Annotated in this window: 13 protein-coding genes and 1 pseudogene; 6 read left to right on the top strand and 8 right to left on the bottom strand. The window is 66.3% G+C overall.

The genetic code is table 11. From position 1 onward, the window contains the following. Positions 1 to 528: a DUF2244 domain-containing protein gene (locus AC1DS0_RS12335; RefSeq protein WP_476814635.1), complete on the bottom strand. Its 528-nt coding sequence runs from the start codon at positions 526 to 528 to the stop codon at positions 1 to 3. A 20-nt stretch (positions 529 to 548) separates the two neighbouring features. Between AC1DS0_RS12335 and nth the strand changes: the two genes are divergently transcribed. After that, positions 549 to 1,250 carry an endonuclease III gene (gene nth / locus AC1DS0_RS12330; protein ID WP_476814634.1) on the top strand — a complete coding sequence of 234 codons (702 nt, stop codon included), beginning with the start codon at positions 549 to 551 and terminating at the stop codon, positions 1,248 to 1,250. Between the two features lie 5 nt (positions 1,251 to 1,255). Here nth and AC1DS0_RS12325 read toward each other — a convergent pair whose 3' ends face one another. After that, positions 1,256 to 2,242, bottom strand: a complete 987-nt coding sequence (locus AC1DS0_RS12325) for a Bug family tripartite tricarboxylate transporter substrate binding protein (RefSeq protein ID WP_476814633.1) — start codon at positions 2,240 to 2,242, stop codon at positions 1,256 to 1,258. Continuing rightward, positions 2,175 to 3,377, bottom strand: coding sequence for a 4-oxalomesaconate tautomerase (locus AC1DS0_RS12320; protein ID WP_476814632.1), 1,203 nt, complete (start codon positions 3,375 to 3,377; stop codon positions 2,175 to 2,177). Before AC1DS0_RS12320 ends, AC1DS0_RS12325 begins: the two co-directional genes overlap by 68 nt. An 86-nt stretch (positions 3,378 to 3,463) precedes the next feature. On the opposite strand from AC1DS0_RS12320, the gene AC1DS0_RS12315 reads away from it, so the two are divergent. Beyond that, a complete protein-coding gene (locus AC1DS0_RS12315; RefSeq protein WP_476814631.1) occupies positions 3,464 to 4,378 on the top strand; it encodes a LysR substrate-binding domain-containing protein in 915 nt (304 codons plus the stop codon). A gap of 2 nt (positions 4,379 to 4,380) precedes the next feature. Here AC1DS0_RS12315 and AC1DS0_RS12310 read toward each other — a convergent pair whose 3' ends face one another. Then, entirely contained in the window at positions 4,381 to 5,178 is a 798-nt protein-coding gene (locus AC1DS0_RS12310) for an undecaprenyl-diphosphate phosphatase (RefSeq protein WP_476814630.1), read from the bottom strand. A 238-nt stretch (positions 5,179 to 5,416) separates the two neighbouring features. Between AC1DS0_RS12310 and AC1DS0_RS12305 the strand changes: the two genes are divergently transcribed. From AC1DS0_RS12305 to AC1DS0_RS12295, 3 genes are read left to right on the top strand one after another with little or no spacing between them, the layout of a single operon-like run. Then, a complete protein-coding gene (locus AC1DS0_RS12305) occupies positions 5,417 to 6,109 on the top strand; it encodes a glutathione S-transferase family protein (RefSeq protein WP_152016508.1) in 693 nt (230 codons plus the stop codon). Then, the gene (queG, locus tag AC1DS0_RS12300; protein ID WP_476814629.1) at positions 6,007 to 7,245 is read left to right on the top strand and encodes a tRNA epoxyqueuosine(34) reductase QueG; all 1,239 of its coding nucleotides are present in this window, start codon (positions 6,007 to 6,009) and stop codon (positions 7,243 to 7,245) included. The genes AC1DS0_RS12305 and queG overlap by 103 nt, the downstream gene beginning before the upstream one ends. Beyond that, the gene (locus AC1DS0_RS12295; RefSeq protein WP_476814628.1) at positions 7,242 to 8,108 is read left to right on the top strand and encodes an SDR family oxidoreductase; all 867 of its coding nucleotides are present in this window, start codon (positions 7,242 to 7,244) and stop codon (positions 8,106 to 8,108) included. The genes queG and AC1DS0_RS12295 overlap by 4 nt, the downstream gene beginning before the upstream one ends. 6 nt (positions 8,109 to 8,114) lie before the next feature. Here the strand turns inward: AC1DS0_RS12295 and olsB are convergent, their stop codons facing one another. From olsB to AC1DS0_RS12280, 3 genes and pseudogenes are all read right to left on the bottom strand, one after another. After that, complete coding sequence (gene olsB, locus AC1DS0_RS12290) at positions 8,115 to 9,071, bottom strand: l-ornithine N(alpha)-acyltransferase (RefSeq protein ID WP_476814627.1); 957 nt, start codon at positions 9,069 to 9,071, stop codon at positions 8,115 to 8,117. A gap of 125 nt (positions 9,072 to 9,196) precedes the next feature. Further along, positions 9,197 to 11,293 (bottom strand): response regulator, encoded by a 2,097-nt coding sequence (locus AC1DS0_RS12285; RefSeq protein ID WP_476814626.1) that lies wholly within the window; start codon positions 11,291 to 11,293, stop codon positions 9,197 to 9,199. A 108-nt stretch (positions 11,294 to 11,401) separates the two neighbouring features. After that, positions 11,402 to 12,055, bottom strand: a pseudogene (locus AC1DS0_RS12280) (ATP-binding protein); the annotation flags it as partial. 157 nt (positions 12,056 to 12,212) lie between these two features. Between AC1DS0_RS12280 and AC1DS0_RS12275 the strand changes: the two are divergent. Continuing rightward, positions 12,213 to 12,581, top strand: coding sequence for a hypothetical protein (locus tag AC1DS0_RS12275; protein WP_476814625.1), 369 nt, complete (start codon positions 12,213 to 12,215; stop codon positions 12,579 to 12,581). Positions 12,582 to 12,865: 284 nt separating this feature from the next. On the opposite strand, the gene AC1DS0_RS12270 is transcribed toward AC1DS0_RS12275, so the two are convergent. Continuing rightward, complete coding sequence (locus tag AC1DS0_RS12270; protein WP_476814624.1) at positions 12,866 to 13,300, bottom strand: Ros/MucR family transcriptional regulator; 435 nt, start codon at positions 13,298 to 13,300, stop codon at positions 12,866 to 12,868. Positions 13,301 to 13,695: the final 395 nt, after the last annotated feature.

Raw genomic sequence — 13,695 nt, 5'->3', positions numbered from 1 at the left:
TCAGGCGGGTTCGAAATCCGGGCCGCGCTTGGCCTTGGCAAGCGCCGTGCCGAGCGCTTGCGCAAAACCCTCGCGCTCCCCCGGCGACAGCGCAGAGGCGACCACGGTGCGCTGGCCGCGGGAAACCAGAGAAAGCTCGAGCAGGCCGTAATCCTCGTCGTCCTCGCGCTCGAGCTTGGTCCAGGCGGGGTTTGAGCGCCAGATTTTCTCGCGGCCATGATGCGAGACCTTGCGCAACAGCACCTCGAGCGGCGTCACGACGATGCGCTCGAAGGCGCGGGCCGCGTTGAAATTGACCTTGAAGGCGATGAACAGCGCGAGGATGTCGAGGCCGAAGAAGCCTGCGACCGGCCAGGCGCCAAGCACCATGAAAGGAATCGAGGCTGCGACGCTGGTCAGGCAGACCAGCGTCATCACGGTCCGGAAACCGTTCTGGCCGAGCGAGCGATGCGGCGTGATCGTCGCGTCGAAGACCGGCTTCTCGGCCGCTTCGGCAGCATTGTCGCAATCGGGCTTGCCCAAGGTCATCCGCGAATTATAACGCCGCGATGCCCGCGCCGAACAGTCCGAAACGCCGCAGCCCTCTCCCGAAGCGGATCACAAGTCCGAAGCCGCGGAGCGCTGCCGAGGTCTACGAGATCTTCAGCCGATTCCGGCAGCAGAGACCCGAGCCAAAAGGCGAGCTCGACTACGTCAACGCCTTCACGCTGCTGGTTGCCGTGGTGCTCTCGGCGCAGGCGACCGACGCCGGCGTCAACAAGGCAACGAAGCGGCTGTTCGAGCTCGCCGATACGCCGGAGAAGATGCTTGCCCTCGGCGAGGACCAGGTGCGCGAGCTGATCAAGACGATCGGGCTCTACCGCAACAAGGCCAAGAACGTCATCGCGCTAAGCGACAAGCTGATCGCCGAGTTCGGCAGCGAAGTCCCGACCGCACGCGAAGCGCTGGAGAGCCTGCCCGGCGTCGGCCGCAAGACCGCGAACGTCGTGCTCAACATCGCCTTCGGCGAGATCACCCATGCGGTCGACACTCATGTCTTCCGCGTCGCCAACCGCCTGCGCATCGCGCCCGGCAAGAATGTGCTGCAGGTCGAGCTGGGCCTGGAAAAGGCAGTGCCGGCCGAATTCGGCCGGCATGCGCATCACTGGCTGATCCTGCACGGACGCTACACCTGCAAGGCGCTGCGCCCAGCCTGCGAGACCTGCGTCGTCGCCGATCTCTGCGATTCCGCCGACAAGCGGATCGCCTGAGCCTCTCAGTTGATGGCGAGGCGAGCCTGCTTGATGATGCCGGCCCAGCGGCGCGACTCTGCCTCCATCATCGCCGCAAACTCCTCGGGCTTGTTGCCGATCGGTTCGGCGCCCTCGTTCTGCAGGCGCTCGCGGATGAGCGGGCTGTTGATGGTCTCGACCGTCGCCTGACGCAGCTTCGCTGCGACATCTTTGGGCGTGCCCTTGGGCACGACGAAGCCGTACCAGGCCGTCGCCTCGTAGTCAGGCCAGCCGCTCTCGGAAACCGAGGGGACGTCGGGGAAGAGCTTGGCCCGCCCCTTGCCGGTCACAGCCAGCGCCCTGACCTTGCCACCCTCGATCAGGCCAAGCACGGAGGGCACGGTTGTGATCATGAAGTCACTGTTGCCGGCGAGGAGGTCGGTCAGCGCCGGGCCGGCGCCGCGATAAGGCACATGCACCGCCTCGAACTGCGCGGTTTGCGCCAGCAGGATCGTCGCCAGATGGCTGGCGGAGCCGTTACCGGCCGAGCCATAGGTCAGCTTGCCCGGATTTTTCTGGCCCTGTCCGACGAGCTCCGCGAGCGTCTTGTGCGGCGAATTCGGCGCGACGACCACGACGAGCGGCGCCGCCGAGATCAGCGTCAGCGGGTCGAAAGCGGTCAGCGGGTCGACCCGGACATTCTTGAACAGATGCGGGTTGACCACCATCGGGCCCTGATTGGCCATCAGCACGGTATAGCCGTCGGGCGAGGCCGCAGCCGCTTGCGCCGTGGCGAGGTTGCCGCCGGCCGAGCCGTTGTTCTCGACCACCAGCGACTGGCCGAGTCTCTCGCCGACGCCCTGCGCGACGAGACGCGCGATCGCGTCCGTGCCGCCGCCGGCGGCGTAGGGCACCAAGAGCTTCATCGGCTTGTCCGGAAAGGCGACCTGAGCGCGGGCGAAATCAGGCAGGCAGGTGCTGGCCGCAGCGGCCGTGATCAGGCTGCAGAGATGGCGGCGCGTGATCGTCATGGGTCAGTTCTCCTCCCGTTTCCGCCCTCTCTGCAAGCGCGAGGATCGCACTGGCGGGGACGATGACGTTTCCTTCGAAAATGCGGCGCGCGGTGCGCACCAGGCTCGCTCGGGTCACCTGACCGGCTGCGTCGAGGGCAAGATCGACCTGGATGGCACCGCTCGGATGCTCGACCGCGACCAGCGAGCCGATCCCGGAGGAAAGCATCTCGGCAGCAACGCTGCCGGCGATACGGCTCGCTGCTGCGACGCAGAGCGCACCAGTGACGGCATGGCTGCGATGGCAGCGATCCGGCGTGAAATAACGCGAGGTCAGGCTGCCGCCGCGACGTGCGGGCGAAAGCACACCGACCTTGGGGATGACGCGCCCGGCGACATCACCGAGACCCATGCGGCGGCCAGCCTCGCGGCGCAGCTCTTCCAGTCGCGCCAGCAGGTCGGCGTTGGCATCGAGCTCGGCAGGCGTTTCATCGCCGGCAAGGCCGAGATCGCCTGCCCGCAGCAGCAGCATCGGCGTGGCATAGTCGACCAGCGTCACCGGGACGCCGTCGATCGCTTCGCGAGCGCGGCCGGTCGGCAGCAATGCGCCGGTTTTCGAGCCGACGGCTTCGAGGAAACCGAGCTTGATCGGGGCGGCCGTGCCGGCGACACCATCGATCGCGGTCGCTCCGTCATAGGCGACGACGCCACCAGGCGTCTGCACGGCCGCCTCGATCAGCGCGCCGGTGTTGCGGTTGTGGATGCGCACGAGCGTCTCGCCGTCGGCCGCCGGCACAAGACCGGCCTCGATCGCGAAGGGGCCGACGGCGGACAGCATGTTGCCGCAGTTGGGGCCAAGATCGACATGGGCGCGCTCGACCGCGACCTGGGCGAAGAGATAGTCGACATCGGCATCCGGCCGGCTGGAGCGGCTGACGATCGCGACCTTGCTGGTTAGAGAATTGCCGCCGCCGAGCCCGTCGAGCTGCAGCATATGCGGCGAGCCCATCGCGGCGAGCAGGATGCGATCGCGCGCCGCCGGATCGCTTGGCAGGTCGCGCTCCAGGAAGAACGGGCCGCGCGAGGTGCCGCCGCGCATCAGCACGCAGGGGATGCGCAGGGCCTGAGCATGCGGAAGCTGGAAAGGAGCGGACAAGGGCGTCACCCGGCGATTGGCGATGTCCTTTCTTCTCAAACTGAATAATCGCTGTGAAATGCAGAGATCGACGCTATTGATACGCCATGAGCATCAATTTCGAAGCCCTCGATCTGCGCGCCTTCATCTCGGTCGTCGAACTCGGCGGCTTCCACCGTGCCGCCGAGGCGCTCAACATGTCCCAGCCGGCCTTGAGCCGGCGCATCCAGCGCCTGGAAAGCGCGGTCGGGGCGGCGCTGCTGGAGCGCACGACGCGCCGGGTCGCGCTGACCATGGTCGGGCGCGAGATGCTGCCGCTGGTCCGGCGCATGCTCGACGAGTTCGATACCTCGATCTTCGCGATGCGCGATCTCGGCAGCCGTCGCGCCGGGCTGATCGCGCTCGCCTGCGTGCCCACGGCCGCCTTCTACTTCCTGCCCTCGGTTATCGCGCGCTTTCAGGCGCAGTATCCGAACATCCGCTTCCGCATCCTCGACCTCTCGGCCAATGACGGCTTGGAAGCGGTGGCGCGCGGCGAGGTCGAGTTCGGCATCAACCTGATCGGCGGCTCCGATGGCGAGCTGACCTTCGAACCGCTGATCGACGATCCCTTCGTGCTCGCCTGCCGGCACGACCATGCGCTTGCGCAGAAATCATCACTGGGCTGGGCCGATCTCGAAGGCCACCCGCTGGTCACCGTCAGCCGCAGCAGCGGTAATCGCGCCATTCTCGATGCGGCGCTGGTCAAGGTCGGCGTCCGGCTCGACTGGTCGTTCGAGGTGACGCATCTGTCGACCTCGCTCGGGCTGGTCGAGGCGGGCCTCGGCATCTCGGTACTGCCGAAGCTGGCGACGCCGGGAGAGAATCACCCGATCATCGTGACACGGCCGATCCGCGATCCGGAGGTCTCGCGCACGATCGGCGTGGTCAGGCGCCGCGGCGTCAAGCTGGCGCCGGCCGCTGAGCGCTTCCTGGAGATGCTGCTGGGAACCTGGCGCGGGCCCCTGCCCGCTTCAAGCTGAAATCAGCCGAAGACCCAGAGCCCCGCGAGGCCGGCCGAGCCGACGATGATCCGCCACCAGGCGAAGGGCGTGAAGCCGCGCTTCGAGACGAAATCGAGGAAGCTGCGGACGACGATCAGCGCCGAGATGAAGGCGGTGACGAAGCCGATGCCGATCAGCGCGACATCGTTCGTCGTCAGCTCCTTGTAGTTCTTGAGGAGATCATAGGCGAAGGCGCCGGCCATGGTCGGCATGGCCAGGAAGAAGGAGAACTCGGCCGCAGCTCGCTTGTCGGCGCCGAGCAGCATGGCGCCGACGATGGTCGAGCCCGAGCGCGAGACCCCCGGCACCATCGCAAGGCACTGAATGAAACCGATCTTGAGATACATCGGCAGCGGGAATTTGGTGGCGTCGTGATGCTTCACCTCGAGCTCCAATTCGTCGACGACGAGGAGAACGAGGCCGCCGGCGATCAGCGTGCAGCAGACCAGGAAGGGGTTGAACAGCACACCCTTGATGAAGCCGTGCGCCAGCGCGCCGATCACCGCTGCCGGCAGGAAGGCGACGAGCACGCCGATGACGAAGCGCCGCGCGGACGGATCGGTGCGCAAGCGCAGGGCAATGTCGAGCAGCCTGCGGAAATAGACCAGCAGGATCGCCAGGATCGCTCCGAGCTGGACCAGGATCTCGAAGGACTTGCCCTTGGATTCGAAGCCGAGGAAATGCCCGAGCAGGAGCAGATGGCCCGTCGAGGACACTGGCAGGAATTCGGTCAGCCCTTCGACCACGCCGAGCACGGCGGCGACAAGAAGGTCATGCATGGGAGGGTCCTTCCGAGCCTTGCTGGTGCGACGCAACAAAGCTGCGCCACACGCGTTAAAGCTATGGCGCAGGGTCTTTGCAAATTGGTTACCAGACCGGCAAGGATTTCTGCGCAATCCGCCACTTCACCCGGTCCCGGGTTGTTAGGCTTAGCCGGCAGGCCTATACGGGGGCGCTCTATTGCGCTGCATCAGCGCCGGCCTACCCCACCCGAACCGTCCTCAGTTCCAGCAATCGATGGCCACGCTTCACCATTATACGCTCTGTCCGCATTCGCGCTTCATCCGGCTCGCACTCGGCGAGTTCGGCCTCGACGCCACGCTGGTCGAAGAGCGCGTCTGGGAACGGCGGCGCGAGTTCCTTGAGCTCAATCCGGCCGGGACGACCCCGGTGCTGCGCGAGGATAGCGGCCTCGTCGTGCCCGGCCCGGGACCGATCGCCGAATATCTCGACGAGACCCGCGGGCTGGCGCTGGCCGAACGGCGCCTGCTGCCGGAGGGGCCCGGCGGACGCATCGAGGTGCGCCGGCTGCTCGACTGGTTCAACATCAAGTTCAATGAGGAAATCACCGCTCCGCTCGTGCTGGAGAAGGTGATGAAGCGCTTCATGAGCCGGGACGAGGGCGGCGGCCCGCCGGAGATGAGTGCGATCCGCGCGGCGCGCGGCAATGTGCGCTATCATCTGCGCTACATCGCCTGGCTGACGGCGAAACGGAACTGGCTCGCCGGCGACAATCTGAGCTATGCCGATCTTGCCGCGGCGGCGCATCTCTCCTGCGTCGACTATCTCGGCGACGTGCCCTGGGACGAGGACGAGGCTGCCCGCGCATGGTATGCGAGGATCAAGTCCAGACCGAGCTTCCGGCCGCTGCTGAGCGACCGGATTCCCGGCATGGCGCCCTCGGCCCATTACGACGACCTGGACTTCTGAGCGGCGACAAGCTCAAGGCCGCGATCGCCGCGCGCGCAAAGGCCGAGGGGTTTTCGGTGATGCGCGTTGCCTCGGTCGACGCTATCCCCGAAGCGCCCGGGCGCCTCGCCGGCTGGCTGGAGGCCGGCCATCACGGCGACATGACCTGGCTGACCGAGCGCACGGCGGAACGTGCCGACCCGGCGACCTTGTGGCCGGCCGCCCGCTCGATCGTCATGCTCGGGATGAGCTATGCCGGCGAAGGCGATCCGCTGGCCGTGCTGGCGCAGCGCGATCGCGGCGCGATCTCGCTCTATGCCCGCCGGCGCGACTATCACGATGTGATCAAGGGCAAGCTGAAGAGCATCGCCGGCGTGCTGGCGGCGCGCGGAGAGGCCGAGGTCAAGGTCTTCGTCGACACCGCCCCGGTGATGGAAAAGCCGCTGGCGCAGGCGGCAGGGCTCGGCTGGCAAGGCAAGCAGACCGTGCTGGTCTCGCGCCAGCATGGCACCTGGCTCTTCCTCGGGGCGATCTATACCTCGGCGGACTTGCCGCCGGACGAGCCCGAGCGCGACCATTGCGGCTCCTGCACGCGCTGCCTCGACATCTGCCCGACCAAGGCCTTCCCGGCGCCTTATCAGCTCGATTCGCGGCGCTGCATCGCCTATCTGACGATCGAACATCAGGGCCATATCGAGCCTGAATTCCGCGAAGGCATCGGCAACCGCGTCTTCGGCTGCGACGATTGCCTGGCCGTCTGCCCCTGGAACAAGTTCGCGGAAGCCTCGCACGAGACGCGCCTGGCGCTGAAAAGCGAACTCGACGCGTTGCCGCTGGCCGATCTCGCCGGGCTCGACGATGCAGCCTTTCGCACGCTCTTTTCCGGCACGCCGGTGAAGCGCACCGGCCGCGACCGCTTCATCCGCAATGTCCTGATCGCGGTCGGCAACAGCGATGATCCGGCACTGGCCGCAAGCGCCGAAGCGCTTGTCGATGACGCTTCGCCTCTGATCAGGGCGATGGCCGCCTGGGCGCTCTGGCAGTTGGTGCCCTCTCACGCCGCTGAGCTTGCCCAGGCAAGGCTTGCGCGCGAAACCGATCCCGAGGTCAGGGCCGAATGGGCTCGACCTGCTCCGACCCAACTGGAACCTGCATGAAGCTCATCATCTTCGGCCTCGGCTATTCCGCCGGGTTCTTCGCGCGCGCCGCTCTGGCGAAAGGCTGGGAGGTCACCGGCACGGTGCGCTCGGCCGAGAAGGCTGGCGAGCTCAGCAAGCAGGGGCTGCATACGCTGGTCTTCGGCGGCTTTGCAGTGTCGACGCCCCTGGCAAAGCTCGTTGCGGATGCAGACGCGGTACTGGTCTCGGCCCAGCCCGATGAAAACGGCGATCCAGTGCTCGGCGCGCTCGCCGACAAACTCGCGACCGCCGAGAAGCTGCGCTGGATCGGCTATCTCTCGACCATCGGCGTCTATGGCGACCATGGCGGCGCCTGGATCGACGAGGCCGCCGAGTGCCGGCCGACCAGCCGGCGCTCGCGGCAGCGGCTGGAGATCGAACAGAACTGGCTCACCTTCGGCGAACGCAGCGGCAAGCCGGTCCAGATCTTCCGCCTCTCCGGCATCTACGGCCCCGGCCGCAATCCGATCACCAAATTGCGGGCCGGCACCGCCAATCGGCTGATCAAGCCCGGCCAGGTCTTCAACCGCATCCATGTCGACGACATCGCCGGCGTGCTGATGGCCTCGATCGAGGCGCCGCGCGCCGGCGCGATCTACAACGTCACCGATGACGAGCCGGCGCCGCCGCAGGATGTCGTCAGCTTCGCGGCCGAAGTCACCGGGCTCCCCCCGCCGCCGGAAACCCCGTTCGACCCCGCAAGACTCTCGCCGATGGCGGCGAGCTTCTACGGCGAGAACAAGCGCGTCTCGAACGCGCTGGTGAAGCGCGAACTCGGCTATGCCTTCCGCTATCCGGATTACCGGCAGGCGCTGCGCGACCTCGCCGCCGCGGGCGAGTGATCGCGCTCAGGCGGCGTAGCGGCCGGCGTCGCCGTCGAGATACTCGATATAGCGCCGGTCGATCGCAGCGACCGGCAGGATGACCAGCACGTCGGTGGTGCCGAACTGCTTGTCGACCACGGCGCCTGCACCGAAGCGGGCACCGAGGCGCAGATAGCCCTTCACCAGCGGCGGCAGGCATTTCAACGCGAGCTTGGCGTCGACCATGCCGGCCGGCAGGCGATCCATCGCCACATGCCGCTGCGGCTGGGCCACGACGCGCCAGTCGCCCTGGGCGGTGGCGTGGTGGTGGATGAAGCTGAGCGGCAGCGCCAGCATGTCGGGGTCGGTGCCGTCCAGGCTGGCGCAGCCGAACATCGCGTCGATGCGGTGATGCCGGCAATAGGCCCAGATGCCATGCCAGAGCAGCTCAACCGTCTTCTTGGTGCGGTAGGGCTTCAGCACGCAGGAGCGGCCGAGCTCAAGGAAGCGCATGTCGGGATGGCGCGCCAGCAGCGGCGCGATGTCGAATTCGGACTGGGTGTAGAAACCGCCGAGCTTGGCCACGGCCTGCTCGCGCATCAGCCTGTAGGTACCGACGACCTTGGGCTTGATCCCGCCGAAGCGGCCGCGCGCGGCATGGTCGATGACGAGCAGATGATCGCAGACGGCGTCGAATCGGTCGGCATCGCGGCGGAACATGCGCGAGATGACATCGGGCTTGGCCGACATCTCCTGGTAGAACACGCGGTAGCGCAGGCGCTGCGCCCGCCAGATCTCGCGCGGGCCACGCGCCAACCGGACCTCAAGCGTGCCGGAGCGGCCGAGCGTGCCGGAAAGAGCATCAGCGCCGGGGAAAGCGAAGCCGCCAAGCTGCTTGCCGGCAGCCAGCAGGTTCGAGGGGGAGAAACGCTGCAACAGGGCCTGGCCGGCCAGCTTCTGCTTTGCCGGCTGACGGGAACCCTGAAAAACGTCGTGCGTCATAGACGGTCTGGCCCCTGCGATCTCGGATCAGCGCATGACAGCTCTGCGCCGACCGTCTTACGGGATCGCGACAAAACTACGTCACTGTGATGACGAAGCCAACCGCCTGTGGAGCAAACCCTGGCTCAGGCCGACAGCATCTGTGCCGTTCGCAGCTGTGAAAGCCGCTCGATCCAGCCACGCAGCTGGTCGCGTGACAATGGCTTAGCCAGGCAATCATCCATGCCGGCGGCGAGCGCCTCGCGCCTGTCCTCCTCCGCCGTGTTGGCGCTGACGGCGACGATCGGCAGCCGGGCGAGGCCTTGCGCCTTCTCGGCCGCACGAATCCGCCTGCTGACGGCGAGCCCGTCCAACACCGGCATGCGGACATCGAGCAGGGCAAGATCGAAACCTGCCGACCGGCCGGAACGGGCCTCTTCGGCCAGGCGGACTGCCTCGCCGCCATCATGCGCCCAGACGGCGATGCAGCCGAGCCGCTCCAGCGTGCGAGTCAGCAGAAGCGCGTTGATCTCGTTGTCCTCGGCGACGAGAACCCGCAAGCCGGCGGCAGGCTGCTCTGCCGACGCGTCGCCGGCCGGTGCCGTCTCGGCTGCGTGCTGCAACCGCTCGACCGGATCGAGCCGCACCTGCAGCGAGCGCGCCCGGACCGGCTTGACGAGGAAGCCGCTGAAGCCGGCGGCATAGGGAGAGCCGAAGCTGCGGCGCTCAGCCGGCGCCAGCATGATCACGATGTCGGCGACGCCGGCGCGCCGCGCCGCGGCCGCCACCGCCTCGACCTCGCCACCCGGAAGATTGCGGTCGATCAGCACCGCGGACAGGGCCGAATCGCCGGCGAGCGCCGCCAAGGCCTGCGCGTGATCGCCAGCCCGCTGGACCTGCGCGCCCATCCGTTCGAGGCAGGCGGCGATATGGCCTGCGCTGAACGGCGCCGAGGATGCCACCAGGATGCGCCGACCCTGCCAGTTCGGCGAGGCAGGGCGCGCGGTTCCGGCCATCTCAGCTCGCAGCGGCAGGGCCAGCCGGAACAATGCGCCGCCATCGGCGCGATTACCGGCTTCGATCTCACCGCCCATGGCGCGGGCGAGCCGGCGTGCGATGGCAAGGCCGAGACCGGTACCGGCCTGGTCGCGATGACCGGTCATGCCGCCTTGCTCGAACTCCTCGAAGATCGTTGCCAGACGCTCGGCCGGAATGCCCGGCCCGGTATCGGCGATGGCGACGACGAACTGACCGGCGACAGCATCCGCCTCGATGCCGACGCCGCCCGCTTGCGTGAACTTCACGGCATTGCCGACGAGATTGAGCAGGATCTGGCGCAGGCGCTCTGCATCGCCGACGAGCCTCCCCGACAGGGCGGGCCCGAGCAAAGTCGAGATCTCGATGCCCTTGGCCTGGGCGCGCGGCGCCATCAGCTCGGTGACGTCCTCGATCAGCGCGGCGGGATCGAATGGCGCGTCGGCGAGTTCGAGCTTGCCGGCCTCGACCTTGGCGAAGTCGAGGATGTCGTCGACGAGGCCGAGCAACGCCTCGCCCGAACTTCTGAGCGCTTTCACATACGTCGCCTGCTCCGGGTCGAGCCGGGTGTCGCCGAGCAGGTCGGCCATCCCCAGGATGCCGTTGAGCGGAGTGCGGAATTCATGGCTGACGGTCGCCAGGAAGCGCGACTTGGCGGCGCTCGCCTCCTCGGCCCGGCTGCGCGCTTCCTCAAGCGCTGTTTCAGCTGCGATGCGCCCGCTGATCTCGCGGCCGACCCGCTGCAGCACGGTCTGGCCGGCGGCGACCGGAACGATCGTCTCGACCCAGGAGAGCCAGCGCTCGCCCTCTTGCGTCTCGATGCATTCGTCGACGACGCGAGCGCCCCCCGGCAGGGCCTGCACCGGCCGGGCGCTGCGCACGCGCGGCTGTTCGACGCTGCCGACGGCCTCGGTTTCGCTCTTGCCGATCAGCGCCGCATAGGCGGCGTTGGCGTAGATGATCCGGCCCTCGCTGCGGCGCACGATCAGGTCACCCTGCGCCTCGATCAGGCTGCGATAGCGTTCCTCGCTGTCGGCGAGCTCCCAGAGCCGGTCGCTCAGCTTCTCGACATCGGCCGTCAGCGCCCTCGCCTGCCGGGTCACCTGCCGGCGCTCCCGCAGCAGCCGGATCGCGACGATGGCACAGGTGAGCGCCACGGCGATGGCGGCGCCGGTCAACAGGATGAGGGAGGACGGCAGCTCGATCATGCCATCCCATCTATCACGCCCCCTCTTGAGAAAGAGTTCGCCCTCCGCGTGAGGATGCCGGATGGTTTGAATGGTTTCGTTAACCTTTCATCAGGCGGCAATCCTTCATCAGGCAGCCTGTGCCGCCTGATCGATGCGCGAGCGATAGGACAGCGCCTCGGCGAGATGGATACGCCCGAGCTTGTCCTCGCCATCGAGGTCGGCGAGCGTGCGCGCGACCTTGAGCACGCGGTGATAGCCGCGCGCCGTCAACCGCATCGCCTCGGCGGCACTGCGCAGCAGCGCGAGCCCGGCCGCATCCGGCCGTGCGATATCGTCGAGCAACGCAGCGGGACAGCGGGCATTGGTCGTGCCGCCGGGAAGGCCGAGCGCGGCATAGCGCTCCGACTGGCGAGCGCGGGCCGCAGCGACGCGGGCTGCGACCTCGGCCGAGCCTTCGGGCGCTGCGGGCAGAATGAGATCGGCCGCCGTCAGGGCGGGAACGTCGATGGTGATGTCGATCCGGTCGAGCATCGGGCCAGAGATCCTGGCCTGATAGCCCGCCATGCAGCGCTCGTTCGGCTGGCGGCGGCAGGCATAGCCCGGCTCGGTCGCCTTGCCGCAGCGGCAGGGATTCATCGCCGCGATCAGCTGGAACTTCGCGGGATAGACGGCGCGATGATTGGCGCGCGAGATCAGCACCTCGCCGGTCTCCATCGGCTGGCGCAAAGCATCGAGCGCCTGCGCCTGGAATTCCGGCAGCTCGTCGAGGAAGAGCACGCCGACATTCTTTCGAACAGGAGTTTGTCTCAAAGTATAAGATATTGAAATTTTGTAATTTTGCTGAATCTCACTACGCCTTAAAATTAAAGGTGGTCTCAAAGCTTGTCTCATTTTCGGGCCTGAACGCTAGGAGCCGGCGCGGCGCAGCTGGTCAGGGTTGCGCAGCCGCGCCGGCGCCGGACAGGAAATCGCGCGCGAGGGCGCTCCCAAAGCTCCAACCGCGGAACTTCTCCTCAGCAAGCACAGAAATGGCATAAGCCGGCATTCGGAAATTCTGTTCGGCTGCTCGCGGCTCAGCTTCGTGGGCTGCACACTGTGGACGGACTATCGGCTGCTCGGAACGCCCAAGCCCTCGATAATCGTGGCCGGGCAGGAACTCAACGATCACCGCCTCATTCGCTACCGTGAGGAGAGCGGTCACTACAGCCGCTTCATGCCCTGGCATGCGGCTGCCGAGCACCGGCTCGACCTTCCCATCGACCGAAGCGAATCCGGGAAGCCGCACGAGGGACCGACTGCGTGGTGACCCACCATGCGCCGCACCCGCGCTCGCCCCAGCCGAGGCACCTTGGAAGTCCGCTTTCGCCCGCCTTCGTCTCGGATCTCAGCGGGCTGATTGAGCAGTTCCAGCCGGACCTTTGGATCCTCGGACATGATCACGGCTCGAACGACTATCAAGTCGGCCGAACGCGAGTCTTCTCAAATCAGGCCGGCTATCCAAACCTGATGGCTCGCCAGAACAGCAGGTTTGATCCGCGCTGTGTCATCACGGTCGAAAGGCCCGCTACAGGACAATAAAGCAGCCTTGGTTCAACGAGATTTCTTGCTGCTCGGCGAAACACTCTGGCCCCTCTTTCGACCGAGGCCGAGGTTTTTTGCCATTTGCGAGCGGACTTCGGCGTAGTTGGGCGCGACCATTGGATAGTCGGCGGGTAGATCCCATTTGGCGCGGTATTCGTCCGGCGACATGTTGTAGGCCGAGCGCAAATGCCGCTTCAGGGACTTGAACGGCTTGCCGTCCTCCAGGCTGTAAATTGCGTCGGGGGTCACGGATTTCCTGATCGGGACCGCCGGAACAGGCCTTTCGGCTGACGGGGCTGCAGACTCCTGGCCGAGACGGCCCAGCGCCGCGTGCGTCTGTTCAATGAGACCCGCAAGCTCGGTCGGAGGAAGGCGGTTGTGGCGAACAAAGGCCGCAACGACCATTGCAGATAGCTCAAGCAATTCAGTTAAATCTTTAGACATTATGCGTCCTATTGCAAAAGAAGCCGCCGAATCCTTATGTACATAGTATGACCAAGATCAACTGTGATCTCGCGCTTATCCCCGTTTAAGCACAGGTAATCACTCGTATTGCGTGAGATTTACTAAAGAGACGCCTCGAACGGGAGTTTGTCGCCTTTGTGAACGCTTAGGCGCTTTGACCCCTGATAGGCTTCACGATGTCAGATTCAGTCCAGGGCGAAATTGCAGCCGGGGAAACCCGCCTGTCTTTGCTCTGGTGAGGAAGTAGCGTCCGATGGCCAATCATTGGACGATGGGCTTTTGGGATGGCGTGCAACAAGCAGCAATTTCTAGGCTTGCCACGCGCAGTAGCCGACGACATTCTAAATGCGCATGAGGGAGAGCGGCATGGCTAC

Source organism: Allobosea sp. P4_H5 (genome assembly GCF_056400825.1).
Note: the sequence above shows the minus strand (reverse complement) of the source record. Positions and strands in the feature narration are given on the sequence as shown.

What these genes read in the sequence shown, in the direction of transcription:
- AC1DS0_RS12325 (WP_476814633.1), bottom strand. Translation starts at nt 2,242, where the DNA reads ATGACGATCACGCGCCGCCATCTCTGCAGCCTGATCACGGCCGCTGCG.
- AC1DS0_RS12305 (WP_152016508.1), top strand. Translation starts at nt 5,417, where the DNA reads ATGGCCACGCTTCACCATTATACGCTCTGTCCGCATTCGCGCTTCATC.
- AC1DS0_RS12285 (WP_476814626.1), bottom strand. Translation starts at nt 11,293, where the DNA reads ATGATCGAGCTGCCGTCCTCCCTCATCCTGTTGACCGGCGCCGCCATC.
- AC1DS0_RS12270 (WP_476814624.1), bottom strand. Translation starts at nt 13,300, where the DNA reads ATGTCTAAAGATTTAACTGAATTGCTTGAGCTATCTGCAATGGTCGTT.
- AC1DS0_RS12335 (WP_476814635.1), bottom strand. Translation starts at nt 528, where the DNA reads ATGACCTTGGGCAAGCCCGATTGCGACAATGCTGCCGAAGCGGCCGAG.
- olsB (WP_476814627.1), bottom strand. Translation starts at nt 9,071, where the DNA reads ATGACGCACGACGTTTTTCAGGGTTCCCGTCAGCCGGCAAAGCAGAAG.
- queG (WP_476814629.1), top strand. Translation starts at nt 6,007, where the DNA reads ATGGTATGCGAGGATCAAGTCCAGACCGAGCTTCCGGCCGCTGCTGAG.
- AC1DS0_RS12315 (WP_476814631.1), top strand. Translation starts at nt 3,464, where the DNA reads ATGAGCATCAATTTCGAAGCCCTCGATCTGCGCGCCTTCATCTCGGTC.
- nth (WP_476814634.1), top strand. Translation starts at nt 549, where the DNA reads ATGCCCGCGCCGAACAGTCCGAAACGCCGCAGCCCTCTCCCGAAGCGG.
- AC1DS0_RS12295 (WP_476814628.1), top strand. Translation starts at nt 7,242, where the DNA reads ATGAAGCTCATCATCTTCGGCCTCGGCTATTCCGCCGGGTTCTTCGCG.
- AC1DS0_RS12310 (WP_476814630.1), bottom strand. Translation starts at nt 5,178, where the DNA reads ATGCATGACCTTCTTGTCGCCGCCGTGCTCGGCGTGGTCGAAGGGCTG.